Origin of the sequence: Thermorudis peleae (assembly GCF_000744775.1) — a bacterium.
In the GTDB taxonomy this organism is placed as follows: Bacteria; Chloroflexota; Chloroflexia; order Thermomicrobiales; family Thermomicrobiaceae; genus Thermorudis; species Thermorudis peleae.
Genome location: NZ_JQMP01000003.1, coordinates 23,031 through 39,908 on the forward strand (window position 1 = coordinate 23,031; position 16,878 = coordinate 39,908).

At 63.1% G+C, this 16,878-nt stretch carries 11 protein-coding genes; 4 read left to right on the forward strand and 7 right to left on the reverse strand.

The genetic code is table 11. From position 1 onward, the window contains the following. The first annotated feature begins 110 nt into the window (after positions 1-110). On the forward strand, positions 111-4,661 hold the full coding sequence (gltB, locus tag N675_RS03220; RefSeq protein ID WP_051914017.1) for a glutamate synthase large subunit: 4,551 nt from the start codon (positions 111-113) through the stop codon (positions 4,659-4,661). A gap of 241 nt (positions 4,662-4,902) precedes the next feature. Here the strand turns inward: gltB and N675_RS03225 are convergent, their stop codons facing one another. Together N675_RS03225 and N675_RS03230 are read right to left on the reverse strand one after the other, a co-directional pair. Then, entirely contained in the window at positions 4,903-5,253 is a 351-nt protein-coding gene (locus N675_RS03225) for a P-II family nitrogen regulator (RefSeq protein WP_038038069.1), read from the reverse strand. After that, on the reverse strand, positions 5,250-6,539 hold the full coding sequence (locus tag N675_RS03230) for an ammonium transporter (protein ID WP_038038070.1): 1,290 nt from the start codon (positions 6,537-6,539) through the stop codon (positions 5,250-5,252). Before N675_RS03230 ends, N675_RS03225 begins: the two co-directional genes overlap by 4 nt. A gap of 355 nt (positions 6,540-6,894) precedes the next feature. On the opposite strand from N675_RS03230, the gene N675_RS03235 reads away from it, so the two are divergent. Continuing rightward, a complete protein-coding gene (locus tag N675_RS03235) occupies positions 6,895-8,130 on the forward strand; it encodes an MFS transporter (RefSeq protein ID WP_197066263.1) in 1,236 nt (411 codons plus the stop codon). 74 nt (positions 8,131-8,204) lie between these two features. On the opposite strand, the gene N675_RS03240 is transcribed toward N675_RS03235, so the two are convergent. Continuing rightward, on the reverse strand, positions 8,205-9,707 hold the full coding sequence (locus N675_RS03240) for an aldehyde dehydrogenase family protein (RefSeq protein ID WP_038038072.1): 1,503 nt from the start codon (positions 9,705-9,707) through the stop codon (positions 8,205-8,207). A gap of 121 nt (positions 9,708-9,828) precedes the next feature. On the opposite strand from N675_RS03240, the gene N675_RS03245 reads away from it, so the two are divergent. Continuing rightward, a complete protein-coding gene (locus N675_RS03245) occupies positions 9,829-11,040 on the forward strand; it encodes a CinA family nicotinamide mononucleotide deamidase-related protein (RefSeq protein WP_038038073.1) in 1,212 nt (403 codons plus the stop codon). Here N675_RS03245 and N675_RS03250 read toward each other — a convergent pair. From N675_RS03250 to N675_RS03265, 4 genes are read right to left on the reverse strand one after another with little or no spacing between them, the layout of a single operon-like run. After that, the gene (locus tag N675_RS03250; RefSeq protein WP_231577921.1) at positions 10,940-12,028 is read right to left on the reverse strand and encodes a glycosyltransferase; all 1,089 of its coding nucleotides are present in this window, start codon (positions 12,026-12,028) and stop codon (positions 10,940-10,942) included. The two genes, N675_RS03245 and N675_RS03250, sit on opposite strands and share 101 nt — an antisense overlap. Next, a complete protein-coding gene (gene ybeY / locus N675_RS03255; protein WP_231577922.1) occupies positions 11,982-12,437 on the reverse strand; it encodes an rRNA maturation RNase YbeY in 456 nt (151 codons plus the stop codon). Before ybeY ends, N675_RS03250 begins: the two co-directional genes overlap by 47 nt. 17 nt (positions 12,438-12,454) lie before the next feature. Further along, positions 12,455-14,647: an HD family phosphohydrolase gene (locus N675_RS03260; RefSeq protein ID WP_081886826.1), complete on the reverse strand. Its 2,193-nt coding sequence runs from the start codon at positions 14,645-14,647 to the stop codon at positions 12,455-12,457. A gap of 35 nt (positions 14,648-14,682) precedes the next feature. Beyond that, the gene (locus tag N675_RS03265) at positions 14,683-15,156 is read right to left on the reverse strand and encodes a GatB/YqeY domain-containing protein (protein WP_051914019.1); all 474 of its coding nucleotides are present in this window, start codon (positions 15,154-15,156) and stop codon (positions 14,683-14,685) included. 546 nt (positions 15,157-15,702) lie between these two features. Between N675_RS03265 and lysS the strand changes: the two genes are divergently transcribed. Further along, positions 15,703-16,869, forward strand: coding sequence for a homocitrate synthase (gene lysS, locus N675_RS03270; protein ID WP_038038075.1), 1,167 nt, complete (start codon positions 15,703-15,705; stop codon positions 16,867-16,869). The last annotated feature ends 9 nt before the right edge of the window (positions 16,870-16,878 follow it).

Genomic DNA, 16,878 nt, shown 5'->3' on the forward strand with positions numbered 1-16,878 from the left:
CTAGGACGTGCACGCCGTCGCCGTTGACGGCGAGTTGCTGATTCCTATCAGCGGAGTCGTACCGGAGCAGGCTCGCTCCAGATCAACAATACGTAGGGAAGGGAACAGCAATGCAGCGCAACGACGCGCATCTGGCAAAGGCGCCACTGTATCGACCAGAGTACGAGCACGACGCGTGCGGGACAGGCTTTGTCGCCGACCTCTCCGGCGTACCCAGCCACCGCATTGTCGCCTACGCACTCGAGGCAGTCGTCAATTTGACCCACCGCGGGGCAGTCGATGCTGACGCGAAGACCGGCGACGGCGCTGGGATCACCATCCAGCTCCCGCGCAAGCTGCTTGCTCGGGAAGTCGCGCGGCTCACCGGACAGACGATCGACCCGGCCGTGCTGGCAGCGGGGCTCGTCTTCCTCCCCCAGCAACCCGAAGCAGCAGCCGCCCTGCAGGAGGAATGTGCTGCGGCGATCGCGGCCGAAGGGCTGACCTTCCTCGGCTGGCGTGTTGTGCCGGTGAACCCGGATGTGCTGGGGCAGAAGGCACGTGAGACAATGCCAACAATCCGCCATCTGCTCGTCGCCCGGCCGGAGCGGATGGAGCCGATGGAGTTCGAACGACGGCTCTACCTGGCCCGTCGCCGTATCGAGCGGTTTGCCAAGGAACGCGGCATTAGCGACTTCTTTGTCCCCTCATTGTCCTGCCGGACACTCGTCTACAAGGGGCTGTTTGTCGCTCGCGACCTGGCTGGCTTCTACCTGGATCTGCAGGATCCTGAGCTGGAGAGTGCACTTGCACTCTTCCACCAGCGCTACAGCACCAACACCTTCCCGACCTGGCAACTGGCCCAGCCGTTTCGCCGGTTGGCACACAATGGCGAGATCAACACGCTGCAAGGCAACCGGAACTGGATGCGTGCCCGCGAGCCGGAACTTTGCTCCGACCTCTGGGGCGAGCGGATTCGCGACCTGCTCCCGGTGATCGAACCGACGGGGAGCGATTCGCTGAGCCTCGACAACGTCCTGGAGTTGCTGGAACTTTCCGGGCGCGAACTGCTCCACGCCGTCGCAATGCTCGTCCCGGCAGCGTGGGAACACATGCCACATCTCGACGAGGCACTGCGTGGGTTCTACGCCTATCACGCCTGTCTGATGGAGCCGTGGGATGGTCCGGCGGCCATCGCATTCACCGACGGCCGCATCGCTGGCGCGGTGCTCGACCGCAACGGCCTACGCCCAGCGCGCTATACCGTGACCGAGGATGGGCTCGTTGTCCTGGCGAGCGAGACCGGCGTGATCGACCTGCGTGGTCATCCGATCCTCGAGCGCGGTCGTCTCGGACCAGGCCAGATGCTGGCAGTCGATGTCCAGCGTGGGCTGTTGTGGCATGACGATGAGATCAAGGCCCAACTGGCCACCCAGCGGCCGTATGAGCAATGGGTAAAGACACATACCTATCATCTGAGCGAACAGGTCGAAACCAACGGGCATACCAGCTACAATGGCCATGAGCTGACAGAGAAGCAGGTACTCGCGCGACAAGTCGCCTTTGGCTTCAGCGCAGAAGATCAGCGCCTGGTCATCCATCCCATGGCAGTGGAAGCCAAGGAACCGGTCTGGTCGATGGGCGATGACGCGCCACTGGCCGTCCTTTCACGTTTTCCACGACCACTCGCCCATTTCTTCCGTCAGCGCTTCGCACAGGTGACGAACCCACCGATCGACCCGCTGCGCGAGAAGCTTGTGATGGCGCTCGACGTCTACCTTGGGCCACGCCAAAGCCTGCTGACCGAGACGCCCGAGCACGCGCGGCTGCTGCACCTGCCCAGCCCAGTGCTGACTGAGCGCGCGCTCCACGCGCTCGTGGCGCTGCAGACGCCAGAACTGCGTGCTGTCGTCCTGCCCGCTGTTTTCCCAGTCGCTGACGGCCCAGACGGGCTCATGACCGCGCTTGAGCAACTGCTGCGCGATGCTGAAGCGGTCGTTGACCACGGAGCAACGATCCTCGTGCTGAGCGACCGCGGTGTGGACGCCGAGCATGCGCCGATCCCGATGCCGTTGGCAGTCGGTGGCTTGCATCACCACCTCATCCGGGTCGGCAAGCGGATGCGCGCATCAATCGTCTGCGACACTGGCGATGTCTGGGACGTGCACCAGGCAGCGGTGCTGATCGGCTACGGCGCGTCAGCGATTCATCCCTATCTTGCCTTTGAAGTGGCGCGCAGCTTTGCCGGCACACGGGGCTGCGAGGAACTGAGCCCAGAGACCCTCGAGCAGCGCTATAAGGAGTCGCTGGAGGCAGGGCTGCTCAAGGTGATGTCCAAGATGGGCATCTCAACCCTGGCAAGCTACCAGGGTGCCCAACTGTTCGAGATCATCGGCCTGGCAGACACCGTTGTCGAGCGCTACTTCACCGGCACGCCAGCTCGTCTGGGTGGACTCGACCTCCGAGGTATCGGTGAGCGCGTGCTGGAGCGCCATCGGCTGGCATATGCCGAGCCGATCGAGAAGCTTCCTGACTATGGTATGGCGCGGTTCCGCAAGGACGGTGAATACCATGCCTATAGCCCAATGAACGTGCGCGCGCTCCAGCAGGCCGTTCAAACTGGCGACCGGACGCAGTACCGCGCGTTCGTGCAACTGATCGAATCGCGACCGCCGATGGCGTTGCGCGACCTGCTCACCTTCCGGCCGACAACACCGATTCCCCTGGACGAAGTCGAGCCGATGGAGTCGATCCGCAAGCGCTTCGTGGTGACGGCGATGTCGCTTGGTGCACTGAGCCCGGAAGCCTTCCGCACCTTGGCCATCGCGATGAACCGGATTGGCGGACGGAGCAACTCCGGTGAAGGTGGCGAAGATCCCGACTGGTATTACGAGCCAGGGCCGGACATCCCCCACAGCCGGATTAAGCAGGTCGCATCAGCCCGGTTTGGCGTGACGACGGAGTATCTGGTGCACGCCGACGAACTGGAGATTAAGATCGCCCAGGGCTCGAAGCCTGGCGAGGGTGGCCAGCTGCCAGCGCATAAGGTGACGGCGTTCATCGCCCGCCTTCGCCACGCGATTCCAGGCATTGCGCTGATTTCACCGCCGCCACACCACGACATCTACAGCATTGAAGACCTTGCCCAGTTGATCTACGACCTCAAGCAGGTCAACCCACGAGCGCGAGTCGGTGTGAAGCTCGTGGCTGAGGCTGGTGTCGGCACGATTGCCGCTGGCGTGGCCAAGGCACACGCTGACTATATCCTGATCAGCGGGCACGCTGGCGGCACTGGCGCGTCACCACTGTCCTCGATCAAGTACGCAGGCGTCCCCTGGGAACTCGGGTTGGCTGAGACGCAGCAGACGCTGGTGCTCAATGACCTGCGGAGCCGTGTCCGGTTGCGCACGGACGGTGGGCTCCAGACCGCACGGGACGTCATCATCGCGGCATTGCTGGGCGCTGAGGAGTTCAGCTTTGGCTCGGCAGCGATGGTCTCGATCGGATGCGACATGGCCCGGCAGTGCCATCTTAACACTTGCCCAACTGGGATCGCGACGCAGCGCGAAGACCTGCGGGCGCGCTTTCAGGGCAAGCCAGAGCACGTGATCAACTACTTCACCATGCTAGCCGAAGAGGTGCGCGAATACCTGGCACGGCTCGGCGCGCGGACGCTGGACGAGATTGTCGGCCGCGTTGACCTACTGACCCAGGTACCGAATCCCGAAGGCCCTGGGGCGACCCTCGACCTTTCGGCCATCCTTACGCTGCCTGGCGATGCAGAGACGCCACGCCGTTGCTTCTGGCTACGGAACGACTTCCAAGACGTGAGCGGCCCGCCGCTGGACGAGACCCTGCTGCCGCAATGCCAGCCAGCGCTTGAACACGGCACGCCTGTCCATCTCACAGCCACGGTGCGGAACCATCACCGTGCCGTTGGTGCACGGATTGCTGGCGAACTCGCCCGGCGCTATGGCCGGAATACGCCACCAGCCGGGCTCATCGAGATCGAACTGACGGGTCAGGCCGGTCAGAGCTTCGGGGCATGGTGCACCAATGGCCTGCGGCTCGTGCTCAACGGCGAAGCTAACGACTACGTTGGCAAGGGCATGTCTGGTGGCGAGATCATCGTGCGGCCAATCGATCTGCCGAGCGACGCAAGCCGCCCACAAGTGATCGTTGGGAATACGGTTCTCTACGGCGCGACCGGTGGCAAGCTGTTCGTGGCTGGCCAGGCAGGTGAGCGGTTCGCCGTGCGTAACTCTGGCGCAACTGCCGTTGTCGAAGGCGTGGGCGATCACGGCTGCGAGTATATGACGGCTGGCACCGTCGTCGTGCTGGGCGAAACCGGCCGCAACTTCGCTTCGGGCATGACCCACGGCACAGCCTATGTCCTTGACCTCACCGGCCAGTTCACGAAGCGCTACAACCCAGCTTATGTGTCGTTGGCCCGTCTTGACGATCCGGCTGAAGCGGAAGCACTGCGCGCGCTGATTGCTGAGCATGTTGCCTGGACGAACAGTCCACGCGGCCAGGCGATCCTCGACCGGTGGGAGGACTACCTGCCACACTTCTGGAAGGTTGTGCCACACCCGCCGGTCGAAGTGCCCAACGAGCCACCGGCGCGGGCCCGTGCTCGCTTGGCTGCGCGCCAAGCCGCGGCAGCTCCGGCGGCTGACTAAACTCTTGCCCACTCCAACTCCCTGTTCCCGGCAGGCTGTGTGACGAGGGGTTCGGTTCGCCGGCCCCTCGTCACCATGTTTATCACGGACGCACACCGCTCGCGTTCTTACCCACGAGTTAGGCCTTCACTGTGCCAGGCCAGATAGTATGCGCCGCATCTGGGCCTGGCAACAAAGGCTGCCCACCAGGGGGTTAGCCTGGCGGGCAGTGGTGGGTGGGAGAGGAGCACCAGTAATGGAATCAGCGAATTGGAGTGACGGCAGCTTCGTCACGTTCACCGGTTCGGATCCGGTAGACCCGTTCAACCGGCAGGACGAAGATCTTGCCATCGCCGACGTCGCCAGTGCGCGCGGACTGGAGAATCGCGTTGACGGTTGGCTCGACGAAGTGGTCGGACACCCCGATCTCAAGGCGGATTTTGTGGGAGAGTTCCATCTTGACCGTCGTCCCGCGATAGTTTTCGACCGCTTCCATCTCGCCGCCATGGCCGCGCACCTGGGAGATCGTCAAGCCACGGACTTCTGCACGGAAGAGTGCTTCTAGGACATCGTTGAGCTTCTCGGGCCGAATGATGGCAACGATCAGCTTCATGCGGCACCTTCCTTCGTGATCTTCAACGGCGTGGCAACGGGCGCGCTTGTCATGCGCTCGGTCGGCAGCACCAGCACCGCTCCTTCGCCGCTGCCATAGGCTTCTTCACCATGCTCGCTGACATCAAGGCCAAGACGCTCACTCGCCATGGTGACGCGCAGTGCCATCGCCAGGCTCAAGAGCTTGAGGATCACGACGGTGCCGATCGCGGTGTAGAGCATGACGGCGATGACGGCGATCGCCTGAATCAGCAACTGACGCGGGTTGCCAAAGAGCAAGCCATCAGCGACGCCGTTCCAGCTCTTCTCGGCAAAGACACCAGTCAGCAGCGCCCCAGTCATGCCACCGATGCCGTGTGCGGAGAAGACATCGAGCGAGTCATCGATAGCAGTCCGTGCCCGCCAGAGCAACGCGAAGTAGCTTGGGAATGCGGCGAGTGCGCCCAGGACAATGCTCGAGAAGGGGCTGATGAACCCCGCAGCCGGCGTGATGGCAACGAGCCCGACGACAATCGCCGTCGCCAATCCAACGGCTGTTGCTTTCCCAGTCCGGACGAGGTCGAGGATCATCCAGACGACTGCCGTGGCCATTGGCGCAAGGAACGTGTTGACGAAGGCGAGCGCCGCAATCTCATTGGACTGGAGCGCGCTTCCAGCGTTAAAGCCGAACCAGCCGATCCAGAGCAGCGCAGCGCCAAGCAAGGTGAAGGGAATGTGATGCGGCAAGATTGCTTGCCGTCCGTAGTCACAGCGCTGCTTGAGGATGAGCGCGGCGACGAGGGCGGCAACACCAGCGTTAACGTGGACAACAGTGCCACCAGCAAAATCAAGTGCACCAAGTTTGCCAAGCCAGCCTCCACCCCAGACCCAGTGGGCAATTGGCGCGTAGATCACAAGCGACCAGGCCAAGAGGAAGAGGAGGTATGGGACAAAGCGCATGCGCTCAACGACAGCGCCAGAGACCAGTGCAGCAGTAATAATGGCAAAGGTCGCTTGGAAGGCGAAGAAGAGCACATGCGGGATCTGCCCTTGTGCAGTCAATCCAACACCACGCAACAGCGCATAGGAGAGGTCACCAATGACTGCATTGCCAGAGGAAAAGGCGATAGTATAGCCGAGGAGTGCCCAGGCCAGCCCGACGACGCCGATCGCCGCGAAACTCATCATCATAGTGTTGAGGGCGTTCTTGGCCCGAACCAGCCCCCCATAGAAGAAGCCGAGAGCGGGCGTCATCATTAACACGAGCGCCGTCGCAACAAGCATCCACGCGATGTGCCCTGCATCCATTGCAGCCCCCTTTCATCGGCGGCACCGTTGCCGCTCCATCAACTGTCCGGTCGCCTCGGCAGTGAGGCACATGCACCAGCGCTGGCTTCTTGTGCAGGATCACGAACTGTGCGGCGATCGCGTCCTGCCGATCTGGAGTCTAGCGGGCTGAGCACGGCCCGTGCTTGCCGAATGTGCCCAATTTGGATTCAGGATTTTGGGCAGGTGCACAAACAGGGATGCGTGCGCTCCCCGAGGGCGTGGCATCGGCCTGCGCCCGGTGTTCGCGATGGTTGAACAGCAGGCACGCCAGGAGCAGGAAAGGCAGCGTATACTTCCGGCGCTGTCGCTGATGATTGGTGGAGAGGAGCGTGCAGTGGGCACAGCCTCAGTTGCAGAGCGACGCGGTCTGCACCAGCGGCAGCTGCTTCCGCTGCATATTGGGGCAACCGTCGGGCCACTTGGGTCATGGGGGTTATCGGTCATCTTTCATCAGCTCACTGTTGCCTTTGGCGTTGACCGAGCAGCGCTCTCCTTGGCGATCCCGGCGTACATGTTCGCCTTCGCCGGCGCACAACTCTTCTCTGGCAGCATCTCCGATCTGACCTCGCGGCGCACAACAGCACTCCTTGGCTTCTTTGGCTATGGGCTGGCAACAGCAATCGCGGGACTGTCATGGAACTTGCCGAGTTTCTTGCTCAGCCAAGTGCTGCAGGGGCTCACCAACGCCTTTATGACACCGATTCTCATGGCGACAATCGGTGATGCTGTCGAGCCGGCCCAGCACGGGAGGGCGATGGGGATCTTCACGAGCCTGAACACGTCGGGAATGCTGCTCGGCCCGTTGCTTGCTGGCGCCGTTGGCCCGTACAGCTGGCGGGCCTATTACTTCGTCAGCGCGGGCTGGAGTGTTGCCATCGGGCTATGGCTCGCCTGGTGGTTCAGTCGTTACGCAATCGGAACGCAGCGGGCGGCCTCACCCGACCGCTTTACTGCGCTGCGGCAACTTAGCGAGGCCTTGCGGCAGCAGACCCGGCTCGTGCTTCTGCTTGCTGGCGTCGCCTTCTTGACCAACGCTGCTGGAGCAGGAGCAAACTACCTCTTTGGGGAATATCTCCGGGAACGCTGGCAGACGCCTGAGCAAACGATCGGCATTCTGCTCAGCCTCTACGGGCTCGCCGGACTCCTCGTGGGGCCACTGGCAGGCATGCTCGTTGACCGGCTCGGCATCGTCCAGGCCGGATGGCTTGGCGAAACCGGCATGGCCCTGGCGCTTGTCCTGCTGGCCCTGGCGCCGACGCCGTGGCTCTTCGGCCTCGGGAACTTTCTGCTGGGCACGCTCACAATTGCAAGCTGGGCCGCGATCAACACTTTGGCCATCACCGCGCTGCCGGAATACCGCGGCACCCTTTCGGCCTACGTCGGGGTGGCGAAGTTCTTAGCGCAGGGCGTGGCGCCAAGCTGGTTTACGCCGCTCTACGAGCACCTGACACCCCGGGCCATTTTCCCCGGCGCAGCCTTGCCCGCGTTGCTGACGTTGCCATTGCTCTTCTGGCTCCAGCAGACACGGCGAGGCGCCGGGCAACCCGTGCCACGACGTCCCGAAGCGTAACGAGCACAGGATACGCGCCAGCCTGCCAGGTGTAAGCGCAGGCTGGCGCGCGATGCAGCTTGCGAGGGCGTAAGCTAGCCGTCAACCGGCAGCGATTCGACATCGATCTGCGCGCGCTGGAGCCGGCCACTGTAGTCGATGTAGACTGCCTGCCACTCGCTGAAGACATCGAGCGCGGCTTGGCCAGCCTCGCGGTGGCCGTTGCCCGTGCCCTTGGTACCGCCAAACGGCAGGTGGATCTCCGCGCCGATCGTGCCAGCGTTGACGTAGAAGACACCGGTGTAGACGTCTTCGATTGCCCGGAAGGCCTTGGTAATGTCACGGGTGTAGATCGACGCCGAGAGACCGTAGCGGACGCCGTTGCAGACCTGGATCGCCTCTTCAAGGCTGCGCACGGTAATAAGGGCCGTGACCGGGCCAAAGATCTCCTCTTGCGCAATGCGCATGTCGGGTCGCACATTGATAAAGACAGTCGGCTGGTGGAAGTGACCGCGCGCAAGCTCACCATCGCGGGCAATGCCACCACCACAGAGGATTTCAGCGCCCTCTTGCTGGCCGATCTCGACGTAACGGTGAACGCGTTCGAGTTGCGAGGCGCTGACAACTGGACCGACGTCGGTCTGCGGATCGAGCCCGTTGCCCAGACGGAGCGCGCTGACACGGACTTCGAGCTGGTCAGCCAGCTCACGGAAGACGCCTTCATGGACGATAATGCGGCTGGCCGCAGTGCAGCGCTGCCCAGACGTGCCAAACGCGCTCCAGACGATGCCGTCGAGTGCGAGCTTGAGATCGGCATCGTCCATCACGATGATGGCATTCTTGCCACCCATCTCGAGGCTGACGCGCTTGCCCTGCTGTGCGCAGGCGACGGCGACCTGCTGCCCGATCTCATTGGAGCCAGTGAAGGAGATCAAGGCAACATCTGGATGGTTGACGATGGCGTTGCCGACCGTCTCGCCGCTCCCCAGCACGAGGTTGAGGACCCCCGGCGGCAACCCTGCTTCCTCAAACAACTCGACCAGCCGCACTGCCGAGCGAGCCGTGTAGCTGGCCGGCTTGAAGACGACGGTGTTGCCACAGATCAGCGCGGGCATGATCTTCCACGAAGGGATGGCGATCGGGAAATTCCACGGCGTGATCAGGCCAACGACACCGAGCGGCTTGCGCACCGTCATGTTCCACTTGTGGGGCAATTCCGAGGGCGTCGTCTGGCCCCAAAGCCTGCGGCCTTCGCCAGCCATATAGAACGTCATGTCAATGGCCTCTTGCACGTCGCCACGGGCCTCGGCCAGCACCTTGCCCATCTCTTCGGTCATCTCCCGCGCCAGCTGCTCCTTGCGCTCGACCAGCAACTGGCCGACGCGGAAGAGGATCTCACCCCGCTTTGGAGCCGGGGTTTTGCGCCAGCGGTCAAACGCAGCCTTCGCTGCTTGGACGGCCGCGTCAACATCTTCTGGCCCACTCTGGGCGTAGGTGCCGATGAGCTCGCCAGTGGCCGGGTTACGCCGCTCGTAGGTCGCGCCGCTGCGGGCATCAACCCATTCGCCATTGATATAGTTTTTGAACTGTGCGCCCATGATGTCTCTCCTCCCTGCTCGGGTCAGGCACACACCACTGGTTGCATCTTAACGCACGTCCTCCGCCAGCGGCGAGCCTCGTGCTAAGATGCTGGCGCACGGATGGGAGGCACCAGCAGCCATGGACGCCGTGATTCTGTCGATCGGGACGGAGCTTGTCGACGGTCACCTGACTGACACAAATGTGACGTTTCTCTGCCAAGAGCTGGTAAGCCTTGGCATCGATGTCCGCTGGTCGAGCCAAGTTGGCGACCGGCTTGCGGACATTGTGCGGCAACTGCAGCGAGCATGGGACGATGCGACAGTCATCATCACGACAGGCGGCATTGGCCCAACGGCGGATGATCTGACGCGCGAGGCGATTGCGGCGTTGCTCGACGAAACGCCGACTGTCGACCCGGATGCGCTGGAGACGCTGCGCGGGTTCTTCGCGGCCCGCGGGCAGACGATGCCGGAACAGAACATCAAGCAGGCCTGGCGCATTCCCTCGGCGGAATTGCTACCAAACCCACTGGGGACTGCACCGGGCTGGTTCGTCCGACACGACAACCATGTCATCGTGACTATGCCAGGTGTGCCGCGCGAGATGATCCGGATGTGGCGTGCTGAAGCGCTGCCTCGGCTCTTGCCCTACTGCAGCGGGCAGACAATCCGGATGCACACGCTGAAGACGATTGGGCTCGGTGAATCGGCCGTCGAAGAGCGCCTGATGGACCTCGTTGCGCGTCCCAACCCGATCGTGGCGACCTATGCCAAAGACGACGGCGTCCATGTGCGGATTACGGCTCGCGCGGCCAATGCCGATGAGGCAGAACGCCTGCTTGAAGCAACTGCGGAAGAGGTACGACGACGGCTTGGCCGTCACGTCTATGGCACCGAGGAGACGTCACTTGCCGGCGCCGCGCTTGAGCCGCTGCGCATGTGCGGCTGGACGCTGGCGGTGGAAGAACACGGGAGTGGCGGGCGTGTTGCCGCCTTGCTCAGTGACGCACCAGATGCGGCAACGACACTCCGCTGGGCCATCGTGAAGCCAGATATCCAGGAAGTGACGGGCGAGGCGCTTCAGGCAGTCGCCCACGCGGCGAGTGTCACAGTCCGGCAGACGGCAGGCACAGACTGCGGGCTCGGCGTCGCACTGGCATTTCCAAGCGCCGACCGCGAGGCACGCGTCCGCGGCAGCGTCGCGCTAGCACTGACGACCCCAGCCGGGGAGTTTCGGCAAGAGCAGAGCATTACGGCCCCGCTGGGCGAGCTTCGCCGGCGCGCGGGATTGTGGAGCGCTGAACTGTTGCATCTGGCAGGTATTGATCTCCTGGAGCAATCTCAGGAATAGTGCGCCAGGTGCGTCGCAGCCCGTACCGTCGGATTCGCCACCAGACGCCGACGGGATAACCAGCCATCTTCGCCACGTCGCCGACGGCGCGTAACACGGGCACGAGCAGAGCTGCCAGCATGCGCTCTCTCGGACGCAGGGCTGAGCGACGACGCCAGAGCCGCTGCCAGGGTCGGCGGAGGTAACTGAGCGCGGCGAGAAAGACGGCGAGGCGCACGACAGGATGCCGCCCCCAGATGAGGACTGGCCCGACACTGCCATAGACGGCATAGCGGATCAGGTGACGAAGGGTGAATAGTCCAGCCTTGCCGTCACCCCGCGCATAGTGCCAGTACTGCCACCAGAACGCGCTGAGCGAGGTACGCGGGCGATAGGCGACGACGGCATCACGCGCAAGCTGAAAACGGGCACCGGCCCGCTTGAGGCGCAGATCGAAGACGACATCCTCGCAGTAGTCGAGCCACTCGGGATAGCGCACGCCAGCCAGGAACCAGCTTCGCCGATAGGCGACAGAGCGGCTCGAGGGCAAGAAGCCTTCAGCCCGAATTTCCTCTGGATCAGGCAGGGTGACGGCAGCCAGGGCATGCTCAAAGAGCGTCTGCGGCGCAGGGCGAAACACGCCAGCGACGACATCAGGCTGCTCGGCTGGCGGTGCGGTGAACGGGGCAACGAGGCGCTCGAGCCAGTCGGGCGCGAGCACTACGCCCCCATCGGTGACGGCCACAATGTCGCCGCGGGCGAGCGCAAGCGCGCGGTTCCTGCCCTGGCTAATGCTGGCACCGGGGAAGACATCGATGACGAGTGGCAGTCGGTCACGCCAGCGCTCGAGGATGGCGAGCGTGTCGTCGGTTGAGCCGCCGTCGACGATGACCACTTCATCAGGCAGAACCGTCTGGTCGGCAATTGAGGCCAACAATGCAGGCAACGTCGCTGCTTCATTCTTAACGGTCAGCACGAGGCTGACGCGTGGACGGGCGTTCCCAAGCACCGGGCGACTCCTGCTCAAAGGCAGCAAGCAAAGCATCCTGTCGAGCGAGCATCCGCGCCCGCTCTGCTTCCGTCTGGTCATCATATCCGGCCAGGTGCAAGAGGCCATGGAGGGCAAGATAGGCAATTTCGCGGCCAGGTGAATGCCCTGCTTCCGCTGCTTGCACCGCGGCGGTGTCAGCTGAGACAGCAATATCCCCGAGATATGGGGGATCATTGGGAAACGTGAGGACGTCGGTTGGGCCAGCAATACCCTGGTAACGTTCGTGGAGGGCAGCAATTTCGTCGTCACGGCACACCCAGACACTGAGCGCACCATCGAGCCCTTCCTGCTGTGCGGCATACCGTAAGAGATCGGCTAGCCGCCGGCGATTCACGGGCGTTGCCCCTGGGCTGAGCTGGATCGTCACTCGCAGCGCCATCGTCGTCAGGCCGTCTGTCCAGCGACTGGCGCCGGCGCCAGGTTCCCATCGTCAGCAGCGACTGCCGGACGCGGCGTTTCGGGGTATTCAATGCGCGGATGGTAGATGCCCTCGAGAATTGTCAGGAAGACGCGGCGAATCTCGCCAAGCTCTCGCAGCGTCAAGTCGCATTCGTCGAGCTGACCATCTTCAAGCCGCTCGTGGATGACGCGGTCGACAATCTCTTCGAGCGCAGTGCTGCGTCGGCCATTGGCGTCGCCCTCGTACAACTTGCCAGACTGCGCAGCTGCCCGCACTGCTGCTTCCACGCCATCGGCAAGCATGATAATTGCGGCCTCCTTCGTCTGGGGCTTCGGACCAGGATAGCGAAACGCCGCTTCATCGACCGGCTCACCAGCGGCCAACGCTTTGGAGTAGAAGTATTTGATCAGCATCGTGCCATGGTGCTGCTCGATCATTTCGACAATTGGCCGGGGCAACCGAGCCTTCTTGGCAAGGCGTACGCCGTCAGTGACGTGCGCCTTGATGAGCTGCGCACTCGTGAGTGGATCGAGTGTATCGTGGACATTGGCGCGGTTCGCTTGATTTTCGACGAAGAAACTTGGGCGCAAGACTTTGCCAATATCATGATAGAGCACGCCGACACGGGTGAGCAGCGGATCGGCGCCAATGGCCTCGGCAGCGGCCTCGGCCAGGTTCCCGACAACGAGGCTGTGATGATAGGTACCGGGCGCTTCACGCACGAGGCGGCTCAGCAGCGGCTGGTTGGGGTGGGCAAGCTCGAGCAGTTGCAGATGGGTGGTGATGCCGAGTAAGCGGCCAAGCAGGCTGAACGACAGGAAGCAGAGGCTTGCTGAGAGGGCGCCGTTGATGCCACCTTCAACGACGAGCATCAGCGCTTGGGAAGGCGTCAACGACCGGTCAATGAGTGCAAAGAGGATTGACAAGACGGCAGCCGTGCCACCAACGGCGAGCACGCTCCACAGAAACGTGAGTGCACGTTCAGCTCGCCAGATCACGAGCGCACCGACGAGGCTCGTCAGCGCCGTGAGCAGCACGACCTCGTACGAGAGGCCAGCAATGGCGCCGAGGTAGAGGCCGGTGAAGGTGCCGGTGATCGCGGCAACGCGGACGTCGAGGAGGATGGCAAGCAGCATAATGGCGCCAGCGGCGGGGAAGAGCGGGCGCACCGCGGGGTTCATGAAGACAAAGCGGCCAACGGCGACGACGCTGAGCACCATCGCGCCGATGAGGAGGAACTGCCGGGCTTGACGGGTTGGCTGCAGGAAGCGGTAGAGCGTCACGGTAAAGATGGCCGTGATGACCACCAGCAATCCGCTCAGTCCAACAAAGCGCTCCCACGTTAGCCGCGGCGCAAGCAGGCCGAAGTACTCAAGCTTCTCCAGTATTTCTGGGGTGATGACATCGCCATCACGAACGATGACCTGGCCAGCCTGCACAGTGACGTAGACCGGCTGGACCTGAGCCGCGGCTGCCTCGCGGGCGGCCTTGGTGCGCTCCTCATCGACCTGGACGTTTGCGCGGATGAACGGCCGTGCCAGGTCGATGGCGAGGCGTGCTTCATTCGGGCTGAGGCTCGGATTGACGCGCAGGAAGAGCGATTCTTTGACCGACGCAACGTCTTCAGGTCGTACGGTGTCGGCCATAACGAGCGAAAGCAGCCGCCGCGCCTCAGTTTCGACACGCCCCCACGACTGATCGTTCATCGTGACGAGGAGTTGCGCATCTTCAGCGCTGAGGCCGTCGAGGGCCGCTTGTGCTTTCTGGGCGGCGACATTCGGCGGCTGGGCATGGTCAGCCCGGATCGCGTCGAGTTGCGCCAGCAGCCGGTTGAGCGCGTCGAGCTGTGTTGTGCCAACAGCCGGATCGCGCACCAACACGACATTGCGGGCATCGTCGTAGGCTTCCTTGCGACGCTGAGCGGTCAGCAGCTTGCTCTCAAACGTGGCAGTGCGTGGGGCCTTGATCGTCTTGTCAGCGATCTGCCCAACGCGCCAGTTGAGGGTATCGGTCGCCCAGGTCAGCGCCAGCAAGGCCAAGAGCCCCGTGCTGAGCGCAACGCCGAAGGCCGTGGGTACCAGTGCCGGACGGTGCCACAGCCCGGAACGGCGCAGGCGGCCCCACGCCCGCGCGAGCCGTGAGCTCTGTTTCCCTTTTGCGCGGAGTACCCGCCACATGAGTCAATCCAACTCGTGCAGCACCGATCGGCGGGTCATGACGAAGGATGCGCCGTCGCTCGCTCGTTCAGCGCTTGGCGAGCTGCATCAGCAATGGCCTGTCCCTCAGCCCGTGGTCCGACGCGTGCGCGGAGCACTGGCATAACCTTGCTCATATCCTTCGGCCCAGCTGCGCCGACCTCTTCAACGACCTGCCGGGCAAGCGCAAGGAGTTCATCGGGCGAAAGCTGAGGCGGCAAGTACTGTTCCAGCACAGCAATCTGTGCTGACTCGCGGTCAACCAGGTCAGTGCGGCCGCCCTGCGCAAACTGCTCAATCGCCTCACGCCGCATCTTGATCTGCCGGCGAATGACTTCAATGATTTCATCATCGGTCAAGGGACGGCCCTTCTCAATCTCGACATTTTTGATCTCGGCCCGCAGAAAGCGGATGACTTCGCGGCGTGTGACATCGCCACTTCGTACGGCTTCCTGCAGGTCAGCTAGCAGGCGCTCTGCCAAACCCGGCACGTTGTTCTCCTTTTTCCTTGCCGGAAGGGAGTGAAACCTTCCGCTGCAGCACACGTGGCGTAACGCAGTTCGCGTGCCTGCACGCGGCGAGTAGAGTATAAGCGCCCGGCAGCATTTCGTCAATTCCCAACCAGATCCGGGCTCTTGACAGGAACGCTGCACGCGGCTATGCTAATCATGCCCTGATCGATGTGGGGCATGGAGGAGTTGTTCGTGATCGTCACGCGGTGCCTGGCGAAAAAAGCGGTGCAGACACAGCGGAAGCCGGACGGTCGTCCAGGCTAGCGTGACGCACTTGCATGCGCGAACGGCCCCAGGCGACTGATCCGGCGCCTGGGGCTCTTGCTTTTCTCAGCGTGTTGATCTGGATAGGATACGCAGGCGGTATGGAACGAGACGCGACAAGGGATGCATGTCCACCGATTGGCCTGAGTCCCGTGCTACCCTGGCTCACCCCACACCGCGCGCTTGCCAAACGCGGGAAACGCCGTTGGTGTGCGTTGCCGCGTGTGCTGGTGTGGTCTGTGAGGAGAAAGGAGCACGGCCTTGTCGCTACCACCGTTTGCCCTCATCGATACGACGCTGCGTGAAGGGGAACAGTTCGCCTACGCGCACTTTACGCGCGAGCAGAAGATTCGGATTGCCACTGCGCTTGATGCCTTTGGGATCGACTACCTTGAAGTCACCAACCCCGCTGCCTCGCCGGGCAGTTTCGCGGACTGCCGAGCCCTGACGCAACTGGGTTTGCGCTGCAAGATTCTTGCCCACATCCGCTGCAATCTCGACGACGCTGCGCGTGCACTCGAAGCGGGGGTGGATGGACTGAACATCGTGATTGGCGCGTCACCCTACTTGCAGGCCTATAGCCACGGCCTCGATGTCGACGCGATTATCGAGCGGGCAACCCATGTTTTAACTGAAATCCGGCGCCAAGCGCCAACCATCGCGTTGCGCTTCTCGCTCGAGGACGCGTTCCGCAGCCGTCTCGCTGACCTCCTGCGTATCTACCTCGCCGTTGACCATCTCGGGATCGTCGACCGGCTCGGGATTGCCGACACGGTCGGCGTGGCGACCCCGACGGACGTAGCCTGGCTTGTCGGCTTGCTTCGCCGGATCACGACGCGTGACATCGAATTCCACGGGCACAACGATACTGGATGCGCCATTGCCAACGCCGCGGCCGCGCTCGAGGCGGGCGCAACCCACATCGACGTTAGTGTGCTGGGCATCGGCGAGCGGAACGGGATTACCCCGCTCGGCGGGCTCCTGGCACGGCTCTATACGCGCGATCCAGCAGCACTGCGCCAGCGCTATGCACTGCATCAGCTCGGCGAACTCGAGCAACTGGTGGCCGAAAGCGTTGGCGTGACCATCCCGTTCAACAATCCGATCACCGGCGCGACCGCGTTCACCCACAAGGCCGGCATCCACACCAAGGCAGTCTTGAACCAGCCGGTCAGCTACGAGGCGATCGACCCTGCCGACTTTGGCCGGACGCGTACCATCGCGATTGCCCATCGTTTAACCGGCTGGCATGCTGTGCAAGCGCGGGCAGCCGAGCTTGGTCTGCAGCTTGATGATGCACGGATCCGCGCAGTCGCGGCGCATGTCAAGGCGCTGGCGGACACCCGTCCGGTGACCCTCGACGATGTCGACGCGCTGCTACGGGCCGAGGCCGAGCGCTCCACGGCGCTGAGTTCGTCATCCCGGTGAAGGGAGGGA

Coding starts and splice junctions, on each gene's coding strand:
- gltB (WP_051914017.1), top strand. CDS start 111: ATGCAGCGCAACGACGCGCATCTGGCAAAGGCGCCACTGTATCGACCA.
- N675_RS03260 (WP_081886826.1), bottom strand. CDS start 14,647: ATGTGGCGGGTACTCCGCGCAAAAGGGAAACAGAGCTCACGGCTCGCG.
- N675_RS03245 (WP_038038073.1), top strand. CDS start 9,829: ATGGACGCCGTGATTCTGTCGATCGGGACGGAGCTTGTCGACGGTCAC.
- N675_RS03230 (WP_038038070.1), bottom strand. CDS start 6,539: ATGGATGCAGGGCACATCGCGTGGATGCTTGTTGCGACGGCGCTCGTG.
- N675_RS03240 (WP_038038072.1), bottom strand. CDS start 9,707: ATGGGCGCACAGTTCAAAAACTATATCAATGGCGAATGGGTTGATGCC.
- N675_RS03225 (WP_038038069.1), bottom strand. CDS start 5,253: ATGAAGCTGATCGTTGCCATCATTCGGCCCGAGAAGCTCAACGATGTC.